This is a genomic window from Pseudanabaena sp. FACHB-1998 (genome assembly GCF_014696355.1).
Classification (GTDB): domain Bacteria; phylum Cyanobacteriota; class Cyanobacteriia; order Pseudanabaenales; family Pseudanabaenaceae; genus Pseudanabaena.
Genome location: NZ_JACJQA010000045.1, coordinates 96846 through 116742 on the forward strand (window position 1 = coordinate 96846; position 19897 = coordinate 116742).

Consider the following 19897-nt stretch of genomic DNA (forward strand, 5'->3'; position numbering starts at 1 on the left):
GCTCTCACAGTATGATGGTTAGATGAATCAATATTTTGCAACTGTGGCAAGAGGATTGGAAACTCTTGCAGCACAGGAATTAGAACAACTAGGCGCTCATTCAGTTGAGGCGGGATTTTGTGGTGTGAGCTTTGAGGGCGATCGCCACTTACTATATCGCGTTAATCTCTGGGCTAGACTACCTTTCCGTATTCTGCTGAAACTAGATGAATTTGATTGTGTAGATGCGGATGACCTCTATCAAGGAATTAAAGCAATTGACTGGTCAGAATTCTTAACCCCTGAAATGACTCTGGCGGTAAATGCTACGGGCAAAAGCGATCGCCTAAATCATACGCATTTCACGGCTCTACAGGTAAAAAATGCGATCGTCGATCAGCAAATGGATAAATTTGGCGAGCGATCGGATGTAGATACACAGGAGGCTGATTTGCGAATTGGTGTGCATATCGATCAAGATATCTGTACCGTCAGTCTTGATAGTTCTGGCAATAGCCTACACCGTCGCGGCTATCGTCCTGCTGTGGGTGCGGCTCCGCTTAAGGAATCCCTCGCGGCGGCGCTAATTCAGATGTCCGAGTGGCAACCTGACCAAATGTTTTACGATCCTCTCTGTGGGTCTGGCACTTTACCCCTAGAAGCCAGTTTAAAGGCTCTCAATATTGCTCCTGGAATGTTTAGGGAGAGTTTTGGGTTTGAGTCTTGGCTAGATTTTGACCAGTCTCTATTAGAGCAGTTAATTCAAGAAGCGGATGATAATCGCCTTGATGCTCTACCTGCACCAATTTGGGGTAGCGATCGCAACCCTGAAGTAGTGGATCAAGCGGTGATTAATGCTAAAAATTGTGGCTTATCCAATCATGTCTATTTCTCAGCTTTAGATTTAACCGAAGTGGTTGCACCAGCATCGAGTGGCGTTGTTTTTTGCAATCCGCCCTATGGCGAACGTCTAGGCCGGGATAGCGATCTGGGTGCTTTTTATAAGCAATTAGGGAATGTTCTCAAACAACAGTTTAAGGGATGGACAGCTTTTATCCTCAGTGGTAATAAGGAACTCTCTCAAAATATCGGACTCAAATCATCTCATCGTATTCCTGTATTAAATGGAGCTTTGCCCTGTCAATTAATGAAGTACGAGCTATATTAAAGTTAGCAGTGCGGCGCATCGCGCATCACTGCTAATAATTAGAAGTGATGCGCGATATAACTAATGAATGTAATTTTAGCTGGTGATATTGGCGGAACTAAAACCTTATTACGCTTAGCAGAAAAGAATAAAGATGGGTTTATAACTTTCTATGAGCAAAGATTTGCCAGTAATAGTTACGTAAGCTTTTCGGATGTTGTCCGAGAATTTATGGCGATCGCCCAAAAACACTTCATCCAAAACCATCTTGAAATCCCTAAATTATCCAGCGCATGTTTTGGCATTGCAGGTCCCGTTCGCGATCGCCAATCCCAACTCACTAATCTCGGCTGGACTCTCGATAGCGATGACCTTGCGGCAGAATTAGGAATTACCCATGTGACCTTGATTAATGATTTTGTGGCGGTGGGCTATGGAGTTTTGGGATTACAGTCTGAAGATATCTATACCTTGCAAACGGGCTTAGTAAAAGCGCGATCGCCCATTGGCGTAATTGGTGCTGGCACAGGCTTGGGTGAAGCATATTTAGGATGGAGTGGCGATCGCTATGAGGTCTATCCCACTGAAGGCGGGCATACGGATTTTGCGCCAAGAAATGAACTGGAAATCGAACTATTGAAATATTTGCAAAAGCGCCACGATCGCGTCTCCGTAGAACGCATTGCGTCAGGAACAGGAATTATCGCCATCTATCAATTTTTGCGCGATTATCTTGGCTTACCTGAATCCAGCGAAATCGCGGCGAAGATTAGACTTTGGGAAGCTGGAAATCAAGATACTGATGCGGCGGCAGCGATCGCAAATGTGGCTTTAGCAAATTACGGTTCTAAGAAGATTGCAGAAAGCGATCGGCTAGCCGTCCAGACCATGCAAATGTTTGTAGAAGCCTACGCATCAGAAATTGGCAACCTCGCCTTAAAATTAATTCCTAATGGTGGCTTATATATCGCGGGTGGCATCGCGCCAAAGATATTACCCTTCCTCCAAGATCCTCAATTTTTAGCAATCATCAAAAGTAAAGGTCGAGTTAGCCCCGTCCTAGAAGATCTTCCTATTCACATTGTTCTCAATCCCGAAGTAGGTTTAATTGGCGCAATGTTTTACGCAGCTACTTCTCTCCCCATAAAGAATTAGTGTTGCGCGGCGAAGCCGCGCAACACTAATTCTTTATGGGATATGCAATGATTTGCACTGCCGATACTTTTATAGATTGTATAGCTGTGGTCACTTGCATTAGGACAAATCAAAACCCAAGAAGCGAGTTGTGGCGCTTCACGCCGCAACTCGTCTTCTGGTTTTGTGTCCTCAAGACTGACCAAAGCTATAAAGAACTACATTCTCTTGTTCGTTAGGATCATTTCGAGAAACGATCGCATGGGCGGCTTCCGTATCACTGAGATTGTGTGGTTGATGTGGCACACCTGCGGGAATAAAAATAAAATCACCAGCCTCATTGATCACCGATTGTCTCAAGCCTTCACCATAGCGAGTTTCGACTTTCCCCTTCACCAAATAAATCGCTGTTTCATAATCTCGATGGAAATGGGGTTCCGCCGCTCCACCCGCAGGGATAATCACTAAATTCATCGATATCCCCTTGGCCCCCGCCGTTGCCCCCGAAATACCAACAAAATATGGCAATTTTTGCAAGGTAGCGGTTTCGCGATCGGGTCGCACGGTAATGATTTGGCTCGAATAATCAGGCAGAGGTTCAGCATTAGTCATCGTAGTTACCTGTGATTTGTTATGCACGAACTAGATTTTTGGGGATGAGGTGAAGCCATACCCCAAAATCTAGTTCTTTATTTTCCTAAGCGTTCATTGTGTCGTAATTCATCCTTAAATACTCGCATTGCTTCAAGGCGCGAAGAGATTTGCACACAGCGTACTATTAGATCAATTTTCAGATCTGGCAAAAGTTGACTTTGCTTAACTTCTTGATAGTCACCGTTTTGAAAAAAGTAAATTCTTAGTTGATTATCTTCCCATAACCAGACTTCAGGAATCTGAAAACGTCGATATTTCTCAAGTTTGTGTAAACTGCCACTGCTTAAAATTACTTCAATGGCAAGGTCGGGATTATCCTTTTTCTCGCCAAGATAATAGGATTCATCTGGCTCAAAGGAAGTTTTCTTTTCTTCACCTCGACGAGTAGCACTACCTACTGGAATAAATTCAATCCCCATTTCAATAAAATAAGTTTCTAAGAACATTCCCAGTAAAGATTTAATCAGTTCGTGGGGTTCTCCAAGAGTCATGAGTTCAATCCATCCATCTAAATAAGTAATGCGTAAACCGCTCGATTCAGCGAGAAGAGATTCTAATGCTTTAAACTGTTGCCAATCATAGGTTCCGGGCATCATCAGTCTTTGTTCTTGATCGGTATCTGACTGCACAGATAAAGTGATTGCCATTTTCCTAGCCTCCTGAAGCGAAGTAGAATCAACTATGAAAAAACCTTAACTTTTCTTTATTCTAACTAACTTCCTCAACTCTAAACCGATCGCTATAAAATTTGTGATAAGAATTTTTTCGTACGTTCTTCTTTAGGATTTTGGAAGAACTCTTCAGGATCTGCCTCCTCGACGATTACGCCGCCATCCATAAACACGATGCGATCGGCGACTTCACGGGCAAAGCCGACCTCATGGGTTACCACTACCATCGTCATCCCTGAATCAGCAAGCGATCGCATCACATCCAAAACTTCGCGCACCATCTCAGGATCGAGGGATGAGGTCGGTTCATCGAAGAGCATGATTTTGGGCTGCATGGCTAAAGCTCTGGCGATCGCTACACGTTGCTGCTGTCCACCCGATAACTGGAGAGGAAATTTGTGAGCTTGCTGAGAGATGCCCACTCTTTCTAATAACTGAATCCCCACTTCCGAAGCCTTGGTCTTTGACCATTTGCGAACCCATGATGGCGCAAGGGTAATATTTTGGAGAACCGTGAGATGAGGGAATAGATTGAACTGTTGAAAAACCATGCCGACTTCTCGCCTGATTGCATCAATGTTGCGATGATTTTCAGGAGAAAGTTCGATGCCTTCAATTAAGATTTTGCCCTGTTGATATTCTTCTAAGGCATTAAATGTCCGTGCAAAGGTGGATTTACCAGAACCTGATGGGCCCATAATCACCACCACCTCACCACGATTGACCGTCAGGCTCACACCTTTGAGAACATGGAAATTGCCGTACCACTTATGGACATTCTGCGCCACGATCATTGGCTCAGACATGGAGGGAGGAGAATCTAAGGGTTCTTGCATGATTTTTGGGAGGTGGTTTGAATATCCAGCATAAAAGTAGCTTAGCTATTTTTATGCTCAATTAGAGCGTATTTTGATGGATAACACGGGCATCTAATCCCAGTTCCGATCGCATGATTGTTTTGACAACTTCAGCGCGATCGCGATCGGGATAGCCTTGCACCATAATGATATTACCAAAGCGCGAAGGGATAATTTTGGCGGAAGGGACAACACTCTTGACGCGATTGAAGGTAGCGTCTTCGTTGGTAGGAATCACCACCAGATAGGGAGCTTGCTCACGCGCAGGGGGCGGGATTAGGGCGGCGACTCGATTGTTATAGGGAATTGGAATAGGCGGCAGTGGTGAGAGGGGAGTAGGTATGGGATTATCAGGTATTGTCTGTGGTGGCGGCGTATTCGGGATAAATTGCGTGGCTGGTGGACTAGGAATCTGGGGTGGTAAGGTCGGTACTGGATCGCGATCGATCAGAATATCATTGGAACTTTGAGGGCGGTTAGGTGATGGATTAGAGGGTTTGGGCGTACTGGGGAGAATGGGTGCATTGTCCCAACTTGGCTTCGGTGAATTATTGGGTGAATTATTGGATTGAGGAACATCGGGAAGAGGTTCAATGAATACTGTGTTATTAGAAGGCGCGAGGGCAGGCGGCGGCGTTGCGGGAGGCTTAAAACTAGTTTCAGGCGATCGCGTGATTTCTACAGCATCAACGGTGCTACTCGCCACATTTGGCACAGGTGTTTTGGGAGGATTATTAAGCGGCGGTACTGGGGTGTTAGCTAATTGGGGTGCGGGAGCCGTTGGAGTATCACCGCTAAAGGAAATTTCACCCGCAATCTTTTTAGGATCGAGTTCGTTACCTACCGCCACCTGCGGCACTCCCGAATTATTATTGAGATCCTTGCCTCCATTATTACGGAAGATATTTTTGCCAAGATTAAGGGAAGTTCCCAAATCAGGAGTAGGATAGCCCTTGCGATCTTGGAGAATGACCACGCCATTGCGTTTGTTATCGGTGATTAAGTTATTGCGTAAGGTGGGCGCAGACAAGTTGGAAATAATGATGCCATCGGTGTTGTTAATAATATTGTTGTTGCTGACATTCACTTGGGACTTCTGCCCGATCGCTAACCCAAAACCCGTACTTTCAAAAATGTTATTGCGAATTTCCCCCGTGCTACTGCCCACTGCTGACAGCCCATTGGCTCCATTATTCTTAAATACATTCTCATTGACGATCGCATTTGCAGTTCCTGTTAAAAATAAGCCTTCGCGATCGCTACTGACAAAACTATTATTGTTAATCACCACCCCCTTAGAGGATTCCACCCATAGAGCCGTCCCCCTTGTACTCGGATTCGTCAGGGTAATTCCTTCAACTCTGACATTATCTTCAGCAAGAACTGTAATATTTTGACTGGCAAAGGAAGGGCTAATAAATCTACCACTACCCTTAATCACCGTATTTATACCCCTAACCGATGGCTCGCCGCGCAATGTCACTCCTGAGGGAAGTTTAATCGGAAATGATTCCCCTGTCTCTTGACTGTATAGTCCCTGATTAAGTTGGATGACGGTTCCTGCTAAGGGTTTAGTGGCGATCGCGGCGGTAATTGACGGATAAGGATTATTGGGCGAACCATCACCACCCGTAGGATTTGGAATTGGGGTTACATAGATTAGCGCCGCAGTTTGGGGAAGGGCGGCAGGTTCCTGTTGACTAATTTTCCATGTGGTTGGCGGCAAAGTTGTCACTGGCAACGCAGGCTGTGCCAAGGTCGGCTGCCCGATCGCCCAAAACGTCACACCTATGGCGATCGCCCTAAAGAAACGAATCTTGCACCGCATACAGGAAATCCTCTTAATCGACATACTTTAGCCAATCAAAATACACGAAAAACTTTAACCTTGCCAAGTTAAGCACAAAAAAGGGATTGCGTAGCAATCCCTTTTTTGTGCTTAACCTTGTCTTCTTTTTTCTGAAAGCCGCATTAAGATTTCTGTATGGACTTCGCGGGTAATGGGATAAAAATATGCCAAGACTAAACCAATAATCAAAGCGATCGTTGGCAAGGGACCGATCGCCACCCTAATCGCAAATAAGGCGGATTCAGGCTGTACTGGCAAAGGCTGACAGGCGACACTTTCTTTAAATTGCGCCCAAGACAAACCAATCCCTAACAAAAATAAGCCGCCAGCCAGTCCAAACTTTTGTAATAGCACCATGAAAGCATAGAAAATTCCTTCGCGACGCTGCCCCGTTTCCAATTCATCGAGATCGGTCACATCGGGAATCATTGACCAAGGAATGAGATAGGCGGTAGAAACTCCTGCACCAGCCATAATTGCCAATACATAGAGCAGTACCACTTGACCTTCTTGCAAGAAAAATAATCCTGCCTGAGCAATAATCCATATTCCAGAACCCATAAAATAGGCGGCTTTTTTGCCAAATCTTTTGCTGATGGCACTCCATACCGATAGCATGACTAGAGCAGTTCCTTGGACAGCGATCGTCACCAAAATAAAATCACTCTCCTGCATCTTCATCCAATTAACGACGAAATAGGGAATGATGGAAGCGGTGATTTGTAAGGCGAGCCATGAGCAGAAGTAAATGCCAATCACAAATAGGAAGGGACGATTGTTAAAGACAACTTTTAGCTGTTCCACAAAGCTCATTTCTTCAGTTTCATCAATCATTGATGTATTTTGGAGGCGGTGGCGATCGCTAGCGATCGCTCTTTTTTTAATTCCAAGCACACACCAATAAATTGAGATAGTCGAGATAATCGCACAGACCGCACCCAGCACGATATACTGCATTCCGCCCGTGTTACAACTGCCTGTTTGCCGTGCAGGATCTTTGAAAAAGGCAAAGATGATTTGGGCAATAATCAGCGAGACTATACTGCCACCGATGGAAAAGGTAAAACGGAAAGTATTCAGACTTGTCCGTTCATTGTAGTCCTGTGTAATTTCGGGAGTGAGCGCGGTATAGGGCAGGTTAACCGCCGTGAAGAAGGTATTAAAAATGATGCTCACAATGGCGTAATACCAAAACAGCGTCATTTTGTCGGTACTAGGGACTATCCATTGCGCGAGGAAGGTCAGACCAAAGGGAATTGCCGAATAAATCATCCAAGGCAATCGCCTTCCCATTTTCGATTTAGTGCGATCGCTGAGTACCCCAATAATCGGATCGTTAATCGCATCAAAGATTTTGCCAATCAATAAAACTAGACCCGCAAGGGCGGGATCAAGTCCTGCAACATTGGTAAAAAAGAATAATAGAAAGAATGAGAGCAGATTAGTGGTGATCGAAGTGCCAAGATCACCTGCACCATAGGCAAGTTTTTCACCAAAAGTAAGTTTGGCTTGGGTGAGGTCATATTCAGATGCATCAAAGGAATTCTCAGAATTACTCATAGCTTAATTGTGTAGGTAGGTAGGCAGCAATGTGGACTTAAATGACGGATTACGCGATCGCTAAAACAATTTACCGTTTCCATTCAATATGTCCATTAATATTAAAATCCTCAAAGGTATTGAGAATACTAACGCAAAAATCTTGTAATTCCTGATTATTTTCTTTCTCAGCAAGTTCATACAGTCGAATAAACATCTTTTTCCCTGTTTCAGTCTGTTTGAAGTTTTTCTTAAGAAAGTTATGCTGGCTACACAGAGTTTGACCATTTTCAATTGTGGCTAATCCCCCCATATCTTTAGGCTTGATATGATCAATGTGTAATTCCACTCCATTCTCTCGACCTGCTCCACAAATTACACATTTATATCTATCTCGCTTTAAAATCTCTTGCTTTTGAACACTTGTAAAATCTTGTTGTTGCTTATCTTGAGCATATTTAGGGGCATATTTATAAATCCCCTTTGATATTTTTTGTAGGAAACCTCTTTGATATAAAGATCTAATTCCTCTATCAGGATCTCTAAATATTTTCCCAGTACGCTCAAGATATGCAGACGTAACCCAATCAACAACATCTTTAGTATGTATTTCAAGATTGGGATGCATTGAAAAATATTCTTTGATAAGACTAATTTGAGCTAAGCTTTGTTCTTTAGATTTATCACCTTTATCATTACTATTAGGCACTAATCAAGCTCCCTTTAACTTGAAAATTATTTGAAATAACTTGATAACTCTCTAACAATGCAATTAAATTTATTGCAACTTGACGAACCACTGGGACTGCAACTGAGTTGCCAAATTGTCTATACATTTGAGTTCTAGAAACAGGAATAATAAAGCTTTGAGGATATCCCATGATTGCTTTACATTCATTTTCACTAAGCAATCTAATTCCAGTTTCTCCATCTTTAACAAAAGTTCCAGTTAGTCTTTGAATTTTATGATAGGTCGAACATAATGTCTTAACTTGAACTTTAGAGGTTTGATCAATTAGTTCTGGTCTACCATCATCTTGCTTAAATAGATATGATTCCTGTAAATGCTTAGATATTGAATAACCACTGATATTTTTTTCTACATATGAGCCTACATATTCTTTGTTTTTTATGGGTAAAGGGAATCTAAAATCAGGTATATCTTTGGAGATGTCCTCAGATATGCCTACTATAAATATTCTTTTTCTAACCTGTGGCACACCATAGTCTTTGGCATCTAAAATACTCCAAAATACATGATATCTAATATCGGGTTGACTAAAAAAAAGGTATTGTCTATTTATAGATACGGATAGAGTATCTAATATAATTCTTAGCGTTTTTCCATGATCATGAGTTACTAATCCTTCAACATTTTCTAGAATAAAAGCCTTTGGTCTTTTATTATTTAAGATTTTAACCACATCATAAAATAGAGTTCCTTGAGTAGGATGAGCAAATCCTTCCCGCTTGCCGATTGAACTAAATGGTTGACAAGGAAACCCAGCAGTTAATATGTCGATATCTGGAATAGAAGATGTTTGAATTTGAGTAATATCTCCATTGGGAATATCGCCAAAATTAGCTTTGTATGTCATCTGTGCATATTTATCCCACTCAGAAGAAAATACACATTTACCACCTATGCTCTCTAGAGCAAGCCTAAAACCTCCAATACCTGCAAATAAATCTGCAAAAACAAAACTCATTTTTATTTCTAAATCTTTATTCTTGTTTACTATACACGCTATTAATTTGTAAATGAGATTGCCCAAATCTCCCAATTCCCGAAAATGCGATCGCCTCAACACTCAAGGCAAAATCCTGAATCTTGCTTGCTTGAAAACCCTATTATGTCAAGCTCTGCTTGGCATAATAGGGTTAGTCACTTTTATAATTTTTTACAATTTTTATAGTCATGAATCCAGAGCAAATATCAAGTCCGACCTCTACGCCTTCCCATAAATTACGCAATCTATTAGTGGCGATCGCCGCGATTATCTTAACGACAGCCCTATATTTGGGATTTCAGACCCAGCAAAGCAGTACATCTCTCGATGCAGTCGCCGCCGCCGCCCAGCCCATTGATGTGGCTCTGGCGAATGATAAGCCCACCACCATTGAGTTCTATGCGGATTGGTGTAGCAGTTGTCAGTCGATGGCTGCGGATAATTTGTCACTGGAGCAGGAATATGGCGATCGCATGAATTTTGTAATGCTGAATGTGGACAATACTAAGTGGTTGCCCGAAATTACTAAATATCGCGTTGATGGGATTCCTCGATTTATTTTCTTAGATCGCCAAAATCAAGCGATCGGTGATGCGACGGGTGCGATTCCCCGCGAAATTATGGCTGCAAATATTGAGGCGGCGATCGCTAATCAGTCTTTGCCCCATAACAGTATTAGTAGCGATCGCACTTCGCCCATGAAAGAACCCAAAGCCTCCGACAACGCCCAACCAAGGGATCACGGCAAAAAGCCAGTATAAAAAAGGCGGCGCGATGCGCCGCTTTCACAGATTAAAAAAAGCGGCGCATCGCGCCGCTTTTTCAGGGTTTTTTAAGGTGTTTGGCGAGTTACTTCGGGGGTAGTTGGTAATGTGTTTGGCGAAGGCGATGCGTTAGGTGTTGCATTTGGTAATGGCAACGGAATCGACTCAATCACACTGGTACTACCACCATTGCTAGGAGTTGCCGAAGGATTAGAGTTTGTGGCATCCGTAGAATTAGAATTCGCAGGATTAGCATTATTAGCAGGTAAACTGCCCCCAGTTAAGAAAAACTCATAGGTAGCTCGCGAAATCTGACGGATTAACTCATTAGCTCGCTGATCATTGTCAGGACGCTTTACCATGACCGCGATCGCATAGCGCTTACCATTCGGCATATCCACGATCCCCGCATCACCCACAGCTAAGCCAATATCTCCAGTTTTATGAATAATTCGGGCTTCTTCGCCAATCCCCTGTGGCAAAAGCGTATTAGTAATTGGGCGACGCATGATATCCATAAAGCGATCGCGACTGCGGGGTTCGATCAACTTACCGCGATCGATCATCGCTAACAAGGTCACCAAATCCTGAGTACTAATCGTATTTGTTCCCTCTAAATCTGGCAGTTGATTATTGATAACAATCGAATTCAAGCCCCAAGATTTAAAGCGTTGATTAAGAACCGCAAGGCCACCTAAGCGTTTGATGATCATGTTCGTGGCAGTGTTGTCACTAATCACGATCATTTTAGTGGCAGTTTCTAAAGCCGAAATCTTTGTGCCTGTGGGTAAATATTGCAAATCGCCAGCCTGACCAACTTTGACATCGGCGGTCATTTCTAGCTGCTCATCAAGCTTAATTTTGCCTGCATCTACATCTTGAAAAAAAGCTACCAAAATGGGCGTTTTGATGGTGCTTGCCGCCGCAATCGCTTGATTTGCGCCGATCTGAGCAAAGGCTCCTGAGTCAATATCCACCACCATCATTTGCATGGATAGATCTTTTTCCTTGGCAGCTAAATCTTTGATCTTGCTCACTAAGGTCGTTGCTTCAGTCTTGAGTTCTAGCGGAACTATTTCTTTATTTTTAGTCTCCTCTTTGGCAACCACCTCTGGCACAGTGTTTTTAGTTCGCATAGATTGCTGATTTTGCCAGAAGGAGATCGCTGTCCCTGCAATGACACTCAATCCCACCCCAGCGATCGCTAGCCGTAGGACTTGCCAACCAAAAGATTTTGCAGGAGATTTAATGGGGATCGGGCGATTGGGAGGATTGCCAGATGGTTTGCGGCGCGTCCTTACCTCGGTCTTCGCTTCAGGGCGATTGGCTGACGGATTTTGACTACGCTGTTCAGGACGGGCTTCAATTCGACCTTGACGATTGGGGAGGGGCTTAACCTTATTTTCAGCTAAGCGAGTTTCAAAGCGATGATCGATAATTGGCTCAGGCGATCGCGTGGGACGAGGCTTCGGGTCGGAACTTAAGGGACGCAGAATGGAGTCACTGCTTGTCACAGCCTTAGTGCGACGCTCTCGCAATTTATTTAAACGCGCTTCTCGGCTTTTGTCGGTAGCGTCAGGCGATGAAAAGTTTCTTGGTTCCACTGCTATTTATAACTCCGATACAAGAATTTCTCTGGATTTTTCCCAAAAAATTGACTTAGTCAATTTTTTTTAGAAGTAAGTAATGTCTCTAAGCTTTCTTCAAGAAATTTACTATGCAAATTTCTTGAAGAAGTCAGTCAAGATGGGCTGTAGCCCAATTGACTTGGCGTAAAATTCCTCGCAGCATCGTCACCTCAGCAGAAGTTAGATTTGCGCGATCGCCTATATGCCGAAACTTTTGCAACCGAGCAAAGGCTGTATGTGGATAAACATAGCCAATCTTGAGCAATATCGCTTCAAGTTGCTGGTAGTAAGCCTCTACCTCTTCGCGGGGGGCAAGGTCTATGGGTGCTGACTTTAGCAAATCTTGCGCGATTTGGCTAGTCAAATTTTCGTGACATTGGGGATTCACTTGCAGCAGTTGCCATTGATAGCAGCAAATGCCTACGGCTTGGGCTAAATTTAGCGATGGATAATCAGGATTAACGGGGATTCGCATTACCTGTTGGCAATGTTGAATTTCGGCATTGCTTAGCCCACGATCCTCCGCCCCAAAGACGATCGCACTGGTGGTTACTTGCGATAACCAAGTTAGCCCTGTCTGGGGATCAGTAACCGCTAATTCGCCATTGTCAATGCGCCCTGCGGTAGCGATCGCTCGCTGACAACCAACTAAGGCGGCAGGTAAACTATCAACGATTCTTGCTTTTTCTAAAATTTCTGGCGCATGGACTGCCATCTGTAGGGCTTCTTCGCTGAGGCGATCGCATTGCGGATTAACTAACCACAGTTCCGACAATCCAAAATTTTTCATGACTCGCGCCACTGAGCCAAGGTTTCTCGCCCCCGCCGTCTCAATTAACACGATTCTAGGATTTGACATATAGCGATCATATTATTATTCGTATGGATTGGGATTTTATAGCTCTAGTTTTATGTCCTGATACCAAATCACGAAAGTGCGGCAACACTTTTGTGATTTAAAAACCAAATCCAGTAAGGTTTTTAAAATGAAGAAATGGTGTAGCCATTTCTTCATTTGGTATGACTAGGATGGCTACAGCTACAGAAGCAAAATAAATACATTATCAATGGACTTACCACTCGTCTATCATCCCAACTACGTCGCCCCGATCGCGAATACCCATCGCTTCCCGATGGAAAAATTTCGGCTACTGTATGAGATGTTGATTGCCGATGGAGTAGCCAGATCAGAACAGTTTTATCGACCAGAATTACCAGATTTAGAGGTTATTGCTTCAGTCCACGATCGCCAATATGTCGAGGCATACTGGCAAGGCACTCTGGAACACAAAGCTCAACGCCGCATCGGGTTGCCTTGGACTCGCGAACTTGCCTACCGCACTAGAATTGCCGTGGGCGGATCGCTTTTAACGGCGAGACTTGCACTTCAGCATGGCTTAGCTTGTAACACCGCAGGGGGAACCCATCATGCTTTTCCTAGCTATGGTTCAGGCTTTTGTATTTTTAATGATCTGGCGATCGCTTCGCGAGTACTGCTCAATGAGGGGCTAGTTAAGAAGATATTAATTGTTGATTTGGATGTGCATCAAGGGGATGGTACAGCGCTTATTTTTCAGGATGAGGCGAAGGTATTTACCTTCTCGATGCATTGCCAGATTAACTTCCCTTTGGTTAAGCAAATCAGCGATCGCGATGTTCCATTGCCTGAAGGGATGGAAGACGATGCTTATTTACAAACTCTTGCCAATCATCTGCCCGATTTATTAACGGAATTTAAGCCCGATCTGGTGCTTTATGATGCGGGTGTTGATCCGCATATTAGCGATCGCCTTGGTAAACTGGCTCTCACCGATGCGGGACTCTATCGGCGCGATATGCAGGTTTTGAGTACCTGTGTGTCTCAAGGTTTTCCTGTGGCAAGTGTGATTGGGGGCGGTTATTGCGAAGATATGCGATCGCTGGTCTATCGGCATTCGCTCTTGCATCGTGCCGCTAGTGAGGTTTATCGCCACTATCGCCTTTAAAAACAGAAAATGGCGTAGCCATTTTCTGTTTTTAAAGTGCAAGAAAATAGGGGGGTAAGTAGCGAAAAAAACAAATTTGTAGCGCACGCGCAGGGTGCGCCACAAATTTTGTTTTTTTAAGAAAGTGTGGTCACACTTTCTTGATTTGGTATTATCCGAAATATAGGTTTAAACTATATAATCAATTTTTTAGATTCGGCTAAGTAGCTGGGCATCATTAAAATATAAAACCCTAAAAGCTGTAGCTTACGCTGCGCTTGCGCTATAGCTTTTGGTTTTATATTTTAATGATGCCTCGCTAGTTATCTATAATTTAAGGCACTTCTTTTTGCTCTAATCACAATCCGAAAAGGCAACAATGGGCAATACATCTAATCAGGCTTCAGAAAATATTTCATCTGATAATAAAGAGCTATTACAAGAGCTATCGATGACTTTAGAACTCTATGAAGATGAGTTTAAGTTACTCTTAGCCCGATGTAATTATCAAGATTTGCGCGATCGCCTGATTACTCACCTTAAGGAAATTCACCCCCAAGCGATTTATGAAATAAAGTTGCCGCGATCGCAAAAGGATCTCTATAGCTACATCATGGCTCAAGTGCGATCGGAGACTCCCAAAGTATTGTCGATTGTGGGGCTAAATGAGCTGGAAGATTTACACGCCGCACTTTTGGATATCAATCTCAATCGTGAGATGTTTCGCAATAATTGTCCTTATCCGATTATTTGGTGGATTTCTGACAGTACCCATAAGCGAATTATTCGGACTGCGCCAGACTTTGAGAGTTGGACGACGACGCTAGAGTTTCCCATTGATACCGATGAGTTACTGACTTCTCTACATGATGGCAGTGAAGCTCTCTTTAGTCATGTGCTTGAGCCGAGTAAGATTCCTTTTTTCAAAAAGTTAGGAGAGATTGATCAGCTAGGTTCCCTTCAATGCTCTGAACTAGAAATAGCACTCAAGGATTTAAGCGATCGCGGTTTGAATATTGAACCAAAATTGCAAGCAAATCTTAACTTTATTCGCGGTTTAGATGCGCTGCCGCCAAGTAGTTCGCCTAAAAAAGCTCTGGAATATTTGCAAGCAAGTTTGACATATTGGCAGCTTGTAGCAGATTTTGAGCGTTCTGGGCTATTACTTAATCAAATTGGCGAATTAAATTATCAAATCACCGATGCTGAAAAAAATCGTCCTCCAGAGTGGAACATAGCAAGATCAGCATTTCAAGCTTCTATCGAATTTTTTGAAAAAGCGAATCGTCCTGATCTTTTAGCAGATGTGATTCTGCGATTGGTCATGACGGCTAAACGAATGGATGATTGGGATGCTATGGAATCTCTAGTTCAAAAAGCCTTACCTCTACATCTTGAGTTTCATAATGCTTATCACCTTGCCTTAGATCATCGATATTTGGCTGAAATTGCGATCCGAAAGCAGGACTGGGAATCTGCCAGAACTCAGGCAAAGATGGCTTTATCTTTTTTAACCCAAGTACCAGAAGCAAATCAAGAATGGCGCAATTTATATTTATCCACAATCGCTGAAACTGAAATCAGACTTGGTAATGATCGAGAAGGATTGCAATTATTGCTTGAGGCCAGAGAGTTAGGAGATACGGGACATCCAAAGGTTAATATTGCCTTTTTGATAGAATTGCGATCGCTTTACACTAGACAAAAGCAATATCTTGAAGCTTTTGTCACTAAGCAAGAACAATTTGCGATCGAGCAGCAGTATGGTTATCGGGCTTTTATTGGTGCGGGAAGATTGCAGGGTAAGAAGTCGGTCGGCAAATCGCAAACTGATGTGGCAACGGAAATAGAAGCTTCGGGACGGAAGCATGATCTTGATGAGTTAATCACGCGCATTGCTAAGCCTAGCTATAAGATGATTGTGCTGTATGGCAAATCTGGCGTGGGCAAGAGTTCGTTAGTGAATGCAGGATTAATCCCCAAGTTGGAGCATACTTCGTTTGAGGGTAGAGATGTTTGCGCGATCGCTATGCGAGTTTATACAAATTGGGAAGAGGAGTTAGAGAAGGCTTTGAAGCCCCTCACCCCCCAGCCCCCTCTCCCAATGGAAAGTAAAGCCCTCACCCCCCAGCCTCCTCTCCCATGGGGAAAGGGGGAGACAGATTCTTTGTCTATAGATAAAGAATCTGAGAATGAAGTCTTGCTCCCCTCGCCCTCTGGGAGAGGGGCTGGGGGTGAGGGCATCATTGCGAAACTGCGAGAAAAAGAATCGCAAAACTTCCGTTTAGTTTTGATTTTTGATCAATTTGAGGAGTTCTTTTTTGTTTATTACAATCAACCTACTGAGCGTCGCCGCTTTTTTGAATTTATTGGAAAGTTGCTGAATGACTCGCAAAATCTATCTTCGCTGAAGGTGGTTTTGTCGTTGCGGGAGGACTATCTGCATTATTTGCTGGAGTGCAATCAGATTGAGAGTATGGCAGCGATCGATCAAGATATTCTCAGTAAGAATGTGTTGTATCGGGTGGGGAATCTCAAGGTCGAGGCGGCTAAGTCGCTGATTCAGACTCTTACTCAGAAGTCTCGATTTTATTTGGAGCCTGAGTTGATTGGGGCGATCGCAGATGATCTCAAGGATGAGCTAGGTGAGGTACGTCCAATAGAGCTTCAGGTGGTGGGGGCGCAGTTGCAACAGGAGGGGATCAAGACTTTGGAGCAATATCGTCTGTTGGGTGCGAATCCGAAGGCGACATTAGTAGAGCGATATTTGAATGATGTGATTGTGGATTGTGGGGAGGAGAATCAGCGCTTAGCTAAGTTTTTGCTGTTTATGATGACGGATGAGCGGGGGACTCGTCCACTAAAGACTCGTGTGGAGTTAGAGAAGGATTTGCATGATTTGCTGACTGAGATGCAGGGAGATACATCGGCGTTGGATTTGGTGTTGGAGATTTTTGTGCGATCGGGTTTGGTGGTGTTAATCCCTGAGTCACCTTTGGATCGGTATCAGTTGGTGCATGATTATTTAGCGGAGTTTATCCGTGCGTCGCAAGCGCCTGAGATGGCGAAGTTGCAGCAGGAGTTAATGGAGACTAGGGAGACATTAAAGCAAACTGTGGATCGGCTGAGTGTTGCGGTGAAGGATGAAGAGGCGGCGAAATTTAAGGCAAGGGGTCGGAGTCGGTTGGCTTTTGGGGTGGGGATTGTGGCGAGTGTGATGGCAGTTGGTGCAGGAATTGCGAGTTTTATTGCATTAAAAAGTAGTGTTGACTCAAAATTTATCTCTGATAGTTACAAGATGGTATCGTTGCTGAATGGAAATCTTCAGCTTGAGGCTTTAGTTGAGGCAGTGGAGACGGGGGAGAGATTACAAAAAAATGCGATCGTCTCTCCTGATACCAAGATCCGTGTAATTACCTCTATCCAAGAAGTTGTCTATGCCATGCAAGAAAAAAATCGTCTTCTTGGGAATAACGGTTTTGTCACAAGCATATCTTTTAGTCCCGATGGCAAGACTATCGCCTCTGGCAGTTCTGACAACACTATTAAATTGTGGAGTCTGGAAGGCAAAGAACTCCAAACCTTCAAAGGGCATAGCGCTATTGTATGGAGCGTCGCCTTTAGTCCCGATGGCAAGACGATTGCCTCTGGTAGTAGGGACGCAACTATTAAGTTGTGGAATTTGGAAGGTAAAGTACTCCAAACCTTAAAAGGACATAGCGGATTGGTCGCAAGCGTAGCTTTTAGTCCTGATGGCAGTACTTTAGCCACAGGGAGTTCTGATCGCACCGTCAAATTGTGGAATCTGGAAGGCAAAGAACTTCAAACTTTCAAAGGGCATAGCGATAGTGTCTGGAGTGTAACCTTTAGCCCCGATGGTAAGTCTATTGCTACTGGCAGTGATGACAGAACAGTCAAGTTATGGAATCTTGAAGGCAAAGAACTTCAGACCTTCAAAGGGTATAGCGATAGTTTCCCTAGCTTAGCCTTTAGTCCTGATGGCAAAATGATAGCTACTATTGGTAATAATACGGTCAAATTGTGGAATCTGGAAGGTAGAGATCTCCAAATCTTTAAAGGGCAGATTAATGATATCTGGAGGATTGCCTTTAGTCCCGATGGTAAAGCTATCATTACAGGAGATTTGAACGGAGGCGTTAAATTGTGGAATCTGGAAGGTAAAGAAATTCAAGCTTTCAAAGGGCATAGTGCTAGTATCTGGAGTGTTGCCTTTAGTCCCAATGGCAAGGTGATCGCCACTGGTAGTTTTGACAGAACCGTCAAATTGTGGAATCTTGAACCCAAAGAACTTCCAACTATCAAGGGGCATAGTAATGGTGTTAGTAGCATAGCTTTTAGTCCTGATGGTAAAATCATTGCCACTGGTAGTTGGGATAACATTGTAAAACTGTGGGATTTAGACGGTAAAGAAATCCAAAGCTTAAAAGGGCATAGCGATAAAGTCAATAGTGTAGCTTTTAGTCCCGATGGCAAGACGATTGCCTCTAGCAGTTGGGACAACACTATTAAATTGTGGAATCTGGAAGGCAAAGAATTCCAAACTTTTAAAGGACATAATAGTGGTGTTAATAGTGTAGTCTTTAGTGCTGATGGCAAAAATATTGTCACAGGAAGTGATGATAATACTATTAAGTTGTGGAATCTGGAAGGCAAAGAACTCCAAACTTTCAAAGGACATAACAGTGGAGTCATCAGCGTCGCCTTTAGTCCCGATGGAAAGAAGATTGCCTCTAGCAGTTGGGATAACACTGTCAAATTGTGGAATCTGGAAGGCAAAGAACTGCAAACTTTTAAAGGGCATAGCAATAGTGTTTATGGCGTAACTTTTAGTCCTGATGGCAAGACTATCGCCTCTAGCAGTTCTGACAACACTATTAAATTGTGGAATCTGGAAGGCAAAGAACTTCAAACTTTCAAAGGGCATAGCGCTGTTGTATGGAGCGTCGCCTTTAGTCCCGATGGAAAGAAGATTGCCTCTGGTAGTAGGGACAACACCATCAAATTGTGGAATTTGGAAGGAAAAGAACTCCAAACTTTCAAAGGACATAGCAGTAGTATCAATAGCGTAGCCTTTAGTCCTGATGGTAAAACCATTGCCACAGCAAGCGCTGACAAAAAGCTCAAATTGTGGAGTTTAGATTTAGAGCGTCAGAAGGGACTTGGCTGCTACTGGTTGCAAGACTACATTGCTACAAATCCAGACTTACGACAAAAACTAGCAACTTGTCGCGATCCTCAAATCCTAAAAGCGGCGGCTCCTGCCCTAGTTGCCGAGGCAAGAACTAAAGGGATGATCGGCAAACCTGAAGTTGCTCTATCACTATTTCAGGAAGCAAAGAAATTAGATAGTAGTATTGCCCTCGATCCACAAACAGAGATTAACCCTTACTTTATTCCTAAAGGTGAACGCTTAGCGAGAGAAGGCGATATCAAGGGAGCTGTAGTTGCTTATGAGGAAGGCATCAAGCGAAATCCAAATATTCAAGTCTCAGCCGATTCGTGGAATACACTTTGCTGGAATGGCAGTTTATACAAGTCAGCAAGTCAGGTTATTTTTGCTTGCGATAATGCCGTTAATCTGGAACCCAATAATCTCTTTTTTTACAAAAATAGAATTATAGCAAAAGCACTTGCAGGTGATAGAAATGGTTCAATTGCTGAAATTGAAAGTTCTCTCTTAAAAATTTATCGAGAGAATCTTGAAAAAATGCTCTCAATTAGAGCTAGAGATTATGTATATCAATATACTTTCTCAGAACATCAAGGATGGCTAGAGGAACTAACGGAGGGCAAAAATCCATTTACCGATGAGAAGTTAGAAGAATGGCGGCAACAGGCGAAAAAGGATAAAGATTCTTAATGGTTAAGTCGGTAATCAAAAGTAACCTTTAAATGCCCAGATCCCCGACTTTTTCTCCGCCATCAAAAGTGATTTATCAAGTTTACAAAAAAAGTCGGGG

14 protein-coding genes are annotated in these 19897 nt (G+C 43.4%); 5 read left to right on the forward strand and 9 right to left on the reverse strand.

The window, feature by feature from the left end; genetic code table 11:
- The first annotated feature begins 22 nt into the window (after nucleotides 1–22).
- Nucleotides 23–1147, forward strand: coding sequence for a THUMP domain-containing protein (locus H6F42_RS18160; RefSeq protein ID WP_190400783.1), 1125 nt, complete (start codon nucleotides 23–25; stop codon nucleotides 1145–1147).
- 63 nt (nucleotides 1148–1210) lie between these two features.
- Nucleotides 1211–2281 carry a glucokinase gene (locus tag H6F42_RS18165; protein ID WP_190400784.1) on the forward strand — a complete coding sequence of 357 codons (1071 nt, stop codon included), beginning with the start codon at nucleotides 1211–1213 and terminating at the stop codon, nucleotides 2279–2281.
- Between the two features lie 171 nt (nucleotides 2282–2452).
- Here the strand turns inward: H6F42_RS18165 and H6F42_RS18170 are convergent, their stop codons facing one another.
- The 7 genes from H6F42_RS18170 to H6F42_RS18200 form a co-directional block, all read right to left on the reverse strand.
- Nucleotides 2453–2872, reverse strand: a complete 420-nt coding sequence (locus H6F42_RS18170) for a cupin domain-containing protein (protein WP_190400880.1) — start codon at nucleotides 2870–2872, stop codon at nucleotides 2453–2455.
- A 77-nt stretch (nucleotides 2873–2949) separates the two neighbouring features.
- Entirely contained in the window at nucleotides 2950–3561 is a 612-nt protein-coding gene (locus H6F42_RS18175) for a Uma2 family endonuclease (RefSeq protein ID WP_190400785.1), read from the reverse strand.
- 92 nt (nucleotides 3562–3653) lie between these two features.
- A complete protein-coding gene (locus tag H6F42_RS18180; protein ID WP_347272328.1) occupies nucleotides 3654–4421 on the reverse strand; it encodes an amino acid ABC transporter ATP-binding protein in 768 nt (255 codons plus the stop codon).
- Between the two features lie 61 nt (nucleotides 4422–4482).
- Entirely contained in the window at nucleotides 4483–6270 is a 1788-nt protein-coding gene (locus tag H6F42_RS18185) for a DUF1565 domain-containing protein (protein ID WP_190400786.1), read from the reverse strand.
- Nucleotides 6271–6381: 111 nt separating this feature from the next.
- Nucleotides 6382–7851, reverse strand: coding sequence for an MFS transporter (locus tag H6F42_RS18190; RefSeq protein ID WP_190400787.1), 1470 nt, complete (start codon nucleotides 7849–7851; stop codon nucleotides 6382–6384).
- A gap of 70 nt (nucleotides 7852–7921) precedes the next feature.
- Nucleotides 7922–8458 (reverse strand): HNH endonuclease signature motif containing protein, encoded by a 537-nt coding sequence (locus H6F42_RS18195; protein ID WP_190400882.1) that lies wholly within the window; start codon nucleotides 8456–8458, stop codon nucleotides 7922–7924.
- A gap of 73 nt (nucleotides 8459–8531) precedes the next feature.
- On the reverse strand, nucleotides 8532–9605 hold the full coding sequence (locus H6F42_RS18200; RefSeq protein WP_242018510.1) for a DNA cytosine methyltransferase: 1074 nt from the start codon (nucleotides 9603–9605) through the stop codon (nucleotides 8532–8534).
- Nucleotides 9606–9748: 143 nt separating this feature from the next.
- Here H6F42_RS18200 and H6F42_RS18205 point away from each other — a divergent pair, with 143 nt between their 5' ends.
- The gene (locus H6F42_RS18205; protein ID WP_190400788.1) at nucleotides 9749–10321 is read left to right on the forward strand and encodes a thioredoxin domain-containing protein; all 573 of its coding nucleotides are present in this window, start codon (nucleotides 9749–9751) and stop codon (nucleotides 10319–10321) included.
- A 71-nt stretch (nucleotides 10322–10392) separates the two neighbouring features.
- Here H6F42_RS18205 and H6F42_RS18210 read toward each other — a convergent pair whose 3' ends face one another.
- Together H6F42_RS18210 and H6F42_RS18215 are read right to left on the reverse strand one after the other, a co-directional pair.
- The gene (locus H6F42_RS18210) at nucleotides 10393–11928 is read right to left on the reverse strand and encodes a serine hydrolase (RefSeq protein WP_190400789.1); all 1536 of its coding nucleotides are present in this window, start codon (nucleotides 11926–11928) and stop codon (nucleotides 10393–10395) included.
- Nucleotides 11929–12061: 133 nt separating this feature from the next.
- Nucleotides 12062–12811, reverse strand: a complete 750-nt coding sequence (locus H6F42_RS18215) for an RNA methyltransferase (protein ID WP_190400790.1) — start codon at nucleotides 12809–12811, stop codon at nucleotides 12062–12064.
- A 208-nt stretch (nucleotides 12812–13019) separates the two neighbouring features.
- Between H6F42_RS18215 and H6F42_RS18220 the strand changes: the two genes are divergently transcribed.
- Nucleotides 13020–13937, forward strand: coding sequence for a histone deacetylase (locus tag H6F42_RS18220; RefSeq protein ID WP_190400791.1), 918 nt, complete (start codon nucleotides 13020–13022; stop codon nucleotides 13935–13937).
- Nucleotides 13938–14295: 358 nt separating this feature from the next.
- Nucleotides 14296–19797 (forward strand): PD40 domain-containing protein, encoded by a 5502-nt coding sequence (locus H6F42_RS18225; RefSeq protein ID WP_190400792.1) that lies wholly within the window; start codon nucleotides 14296–14298, stop codon nucleotides 19795–19797.
- The last annotated feature ends 100 nt before the right edge of the window (nucleotides 19798–19897 follow it).

What these genes read in the sequence shown, in the direction of transcription:
- H6F42_RS18160 (WP_190400783.1), top strand. Translation starts at nt 23, where the DNA reads ATGAATCAATATTTTGCAACTGTGGCAAGAGGATTGGAAACTCTTGCA.
- H6F42_RS18185 (WP_190400786.1), bottom strand. Translation starts at nt 6,270, where the DNA reads ATGCGGTGCAAGATTCGTTTCTTTAGGGCGATCGCCATAGGTGTGACG.
- H6F42_RS18225 (WP_190400792.1), top strand. Translation starts at nt 14,296, where the DNA reads ATGGGCAATACATCTAATCAGGCTTCAGAAAATATTTCATCTGATAAT.
- H6F42_RS18190 (WP_190400787.1), bottom strand. Translation starts at nt 7,851, where the DNA reads ATGAGTAATTCTGAGAATTCCTTTGATGCATCTGAATATGACCTCACC.
- H6F42_RS18175 (WP_190400785.1), bottom strand. Translation starts at nt 3,561, where the DNA reads ATGGCAATCACTTTATCTGTGCAGTCAGATACCGATCAAGAACAAAGA.
- H6F42_RS18215 (WP_190400790.1), bottom strand. Translation starts at nt 12,811, where the DNA reads ATGTCAAATCCTAGAATCGTGTTAATTGAGACGGCGGGGGCGAGAAAC.
- H6F42_RS18165 (WP_190400784.1), top strand. Translation starts at nt 1,211, where the DNA reads ATGAATGTAATTTTAGCTGGTGATATTGGCGGAACTAAAACCTTATTA.
- H6F42_RS18180 (WP_347272328.1), bottom strand. Translation starts at nt 4,421, where the DNA reads ATGCAAGAACCCTTAGATTCTCCTCCCTCCATGTCTGAGCCAATGATC.
- H6F42_RS18205 (WP_190400788.1), top strand. Translation starts at nt 9,749, where the DNA reads ATGAATCCAGAGCAAATATCAAGTCCGACCTCTACGCCTTCCCATAAA.
- H6F42_RS18170 (WP_190400880.1), bottom strand. Translation starts at nt 2,872, where the DNA reads ATGACTAATGCTGAACCTCTGCCTGATTATTCGAGCCAAATCATTACC.
- H6F42_RS18220 (WP_190400791.1), top strand. Translation starts at nt 13,020, where the DNA reads ATGGACTTACCACTCGTCTATCATCCCAACTACGTCGCCCCGATCGCG.
- H6F42_RS18195 (WP_190400882.1), bottom strand. Translation starts at nt 8,458, where the DNA reads ATGCATCCCAATCTTGAAATACATACTAAAGATGTTGTTGATTGGGTT.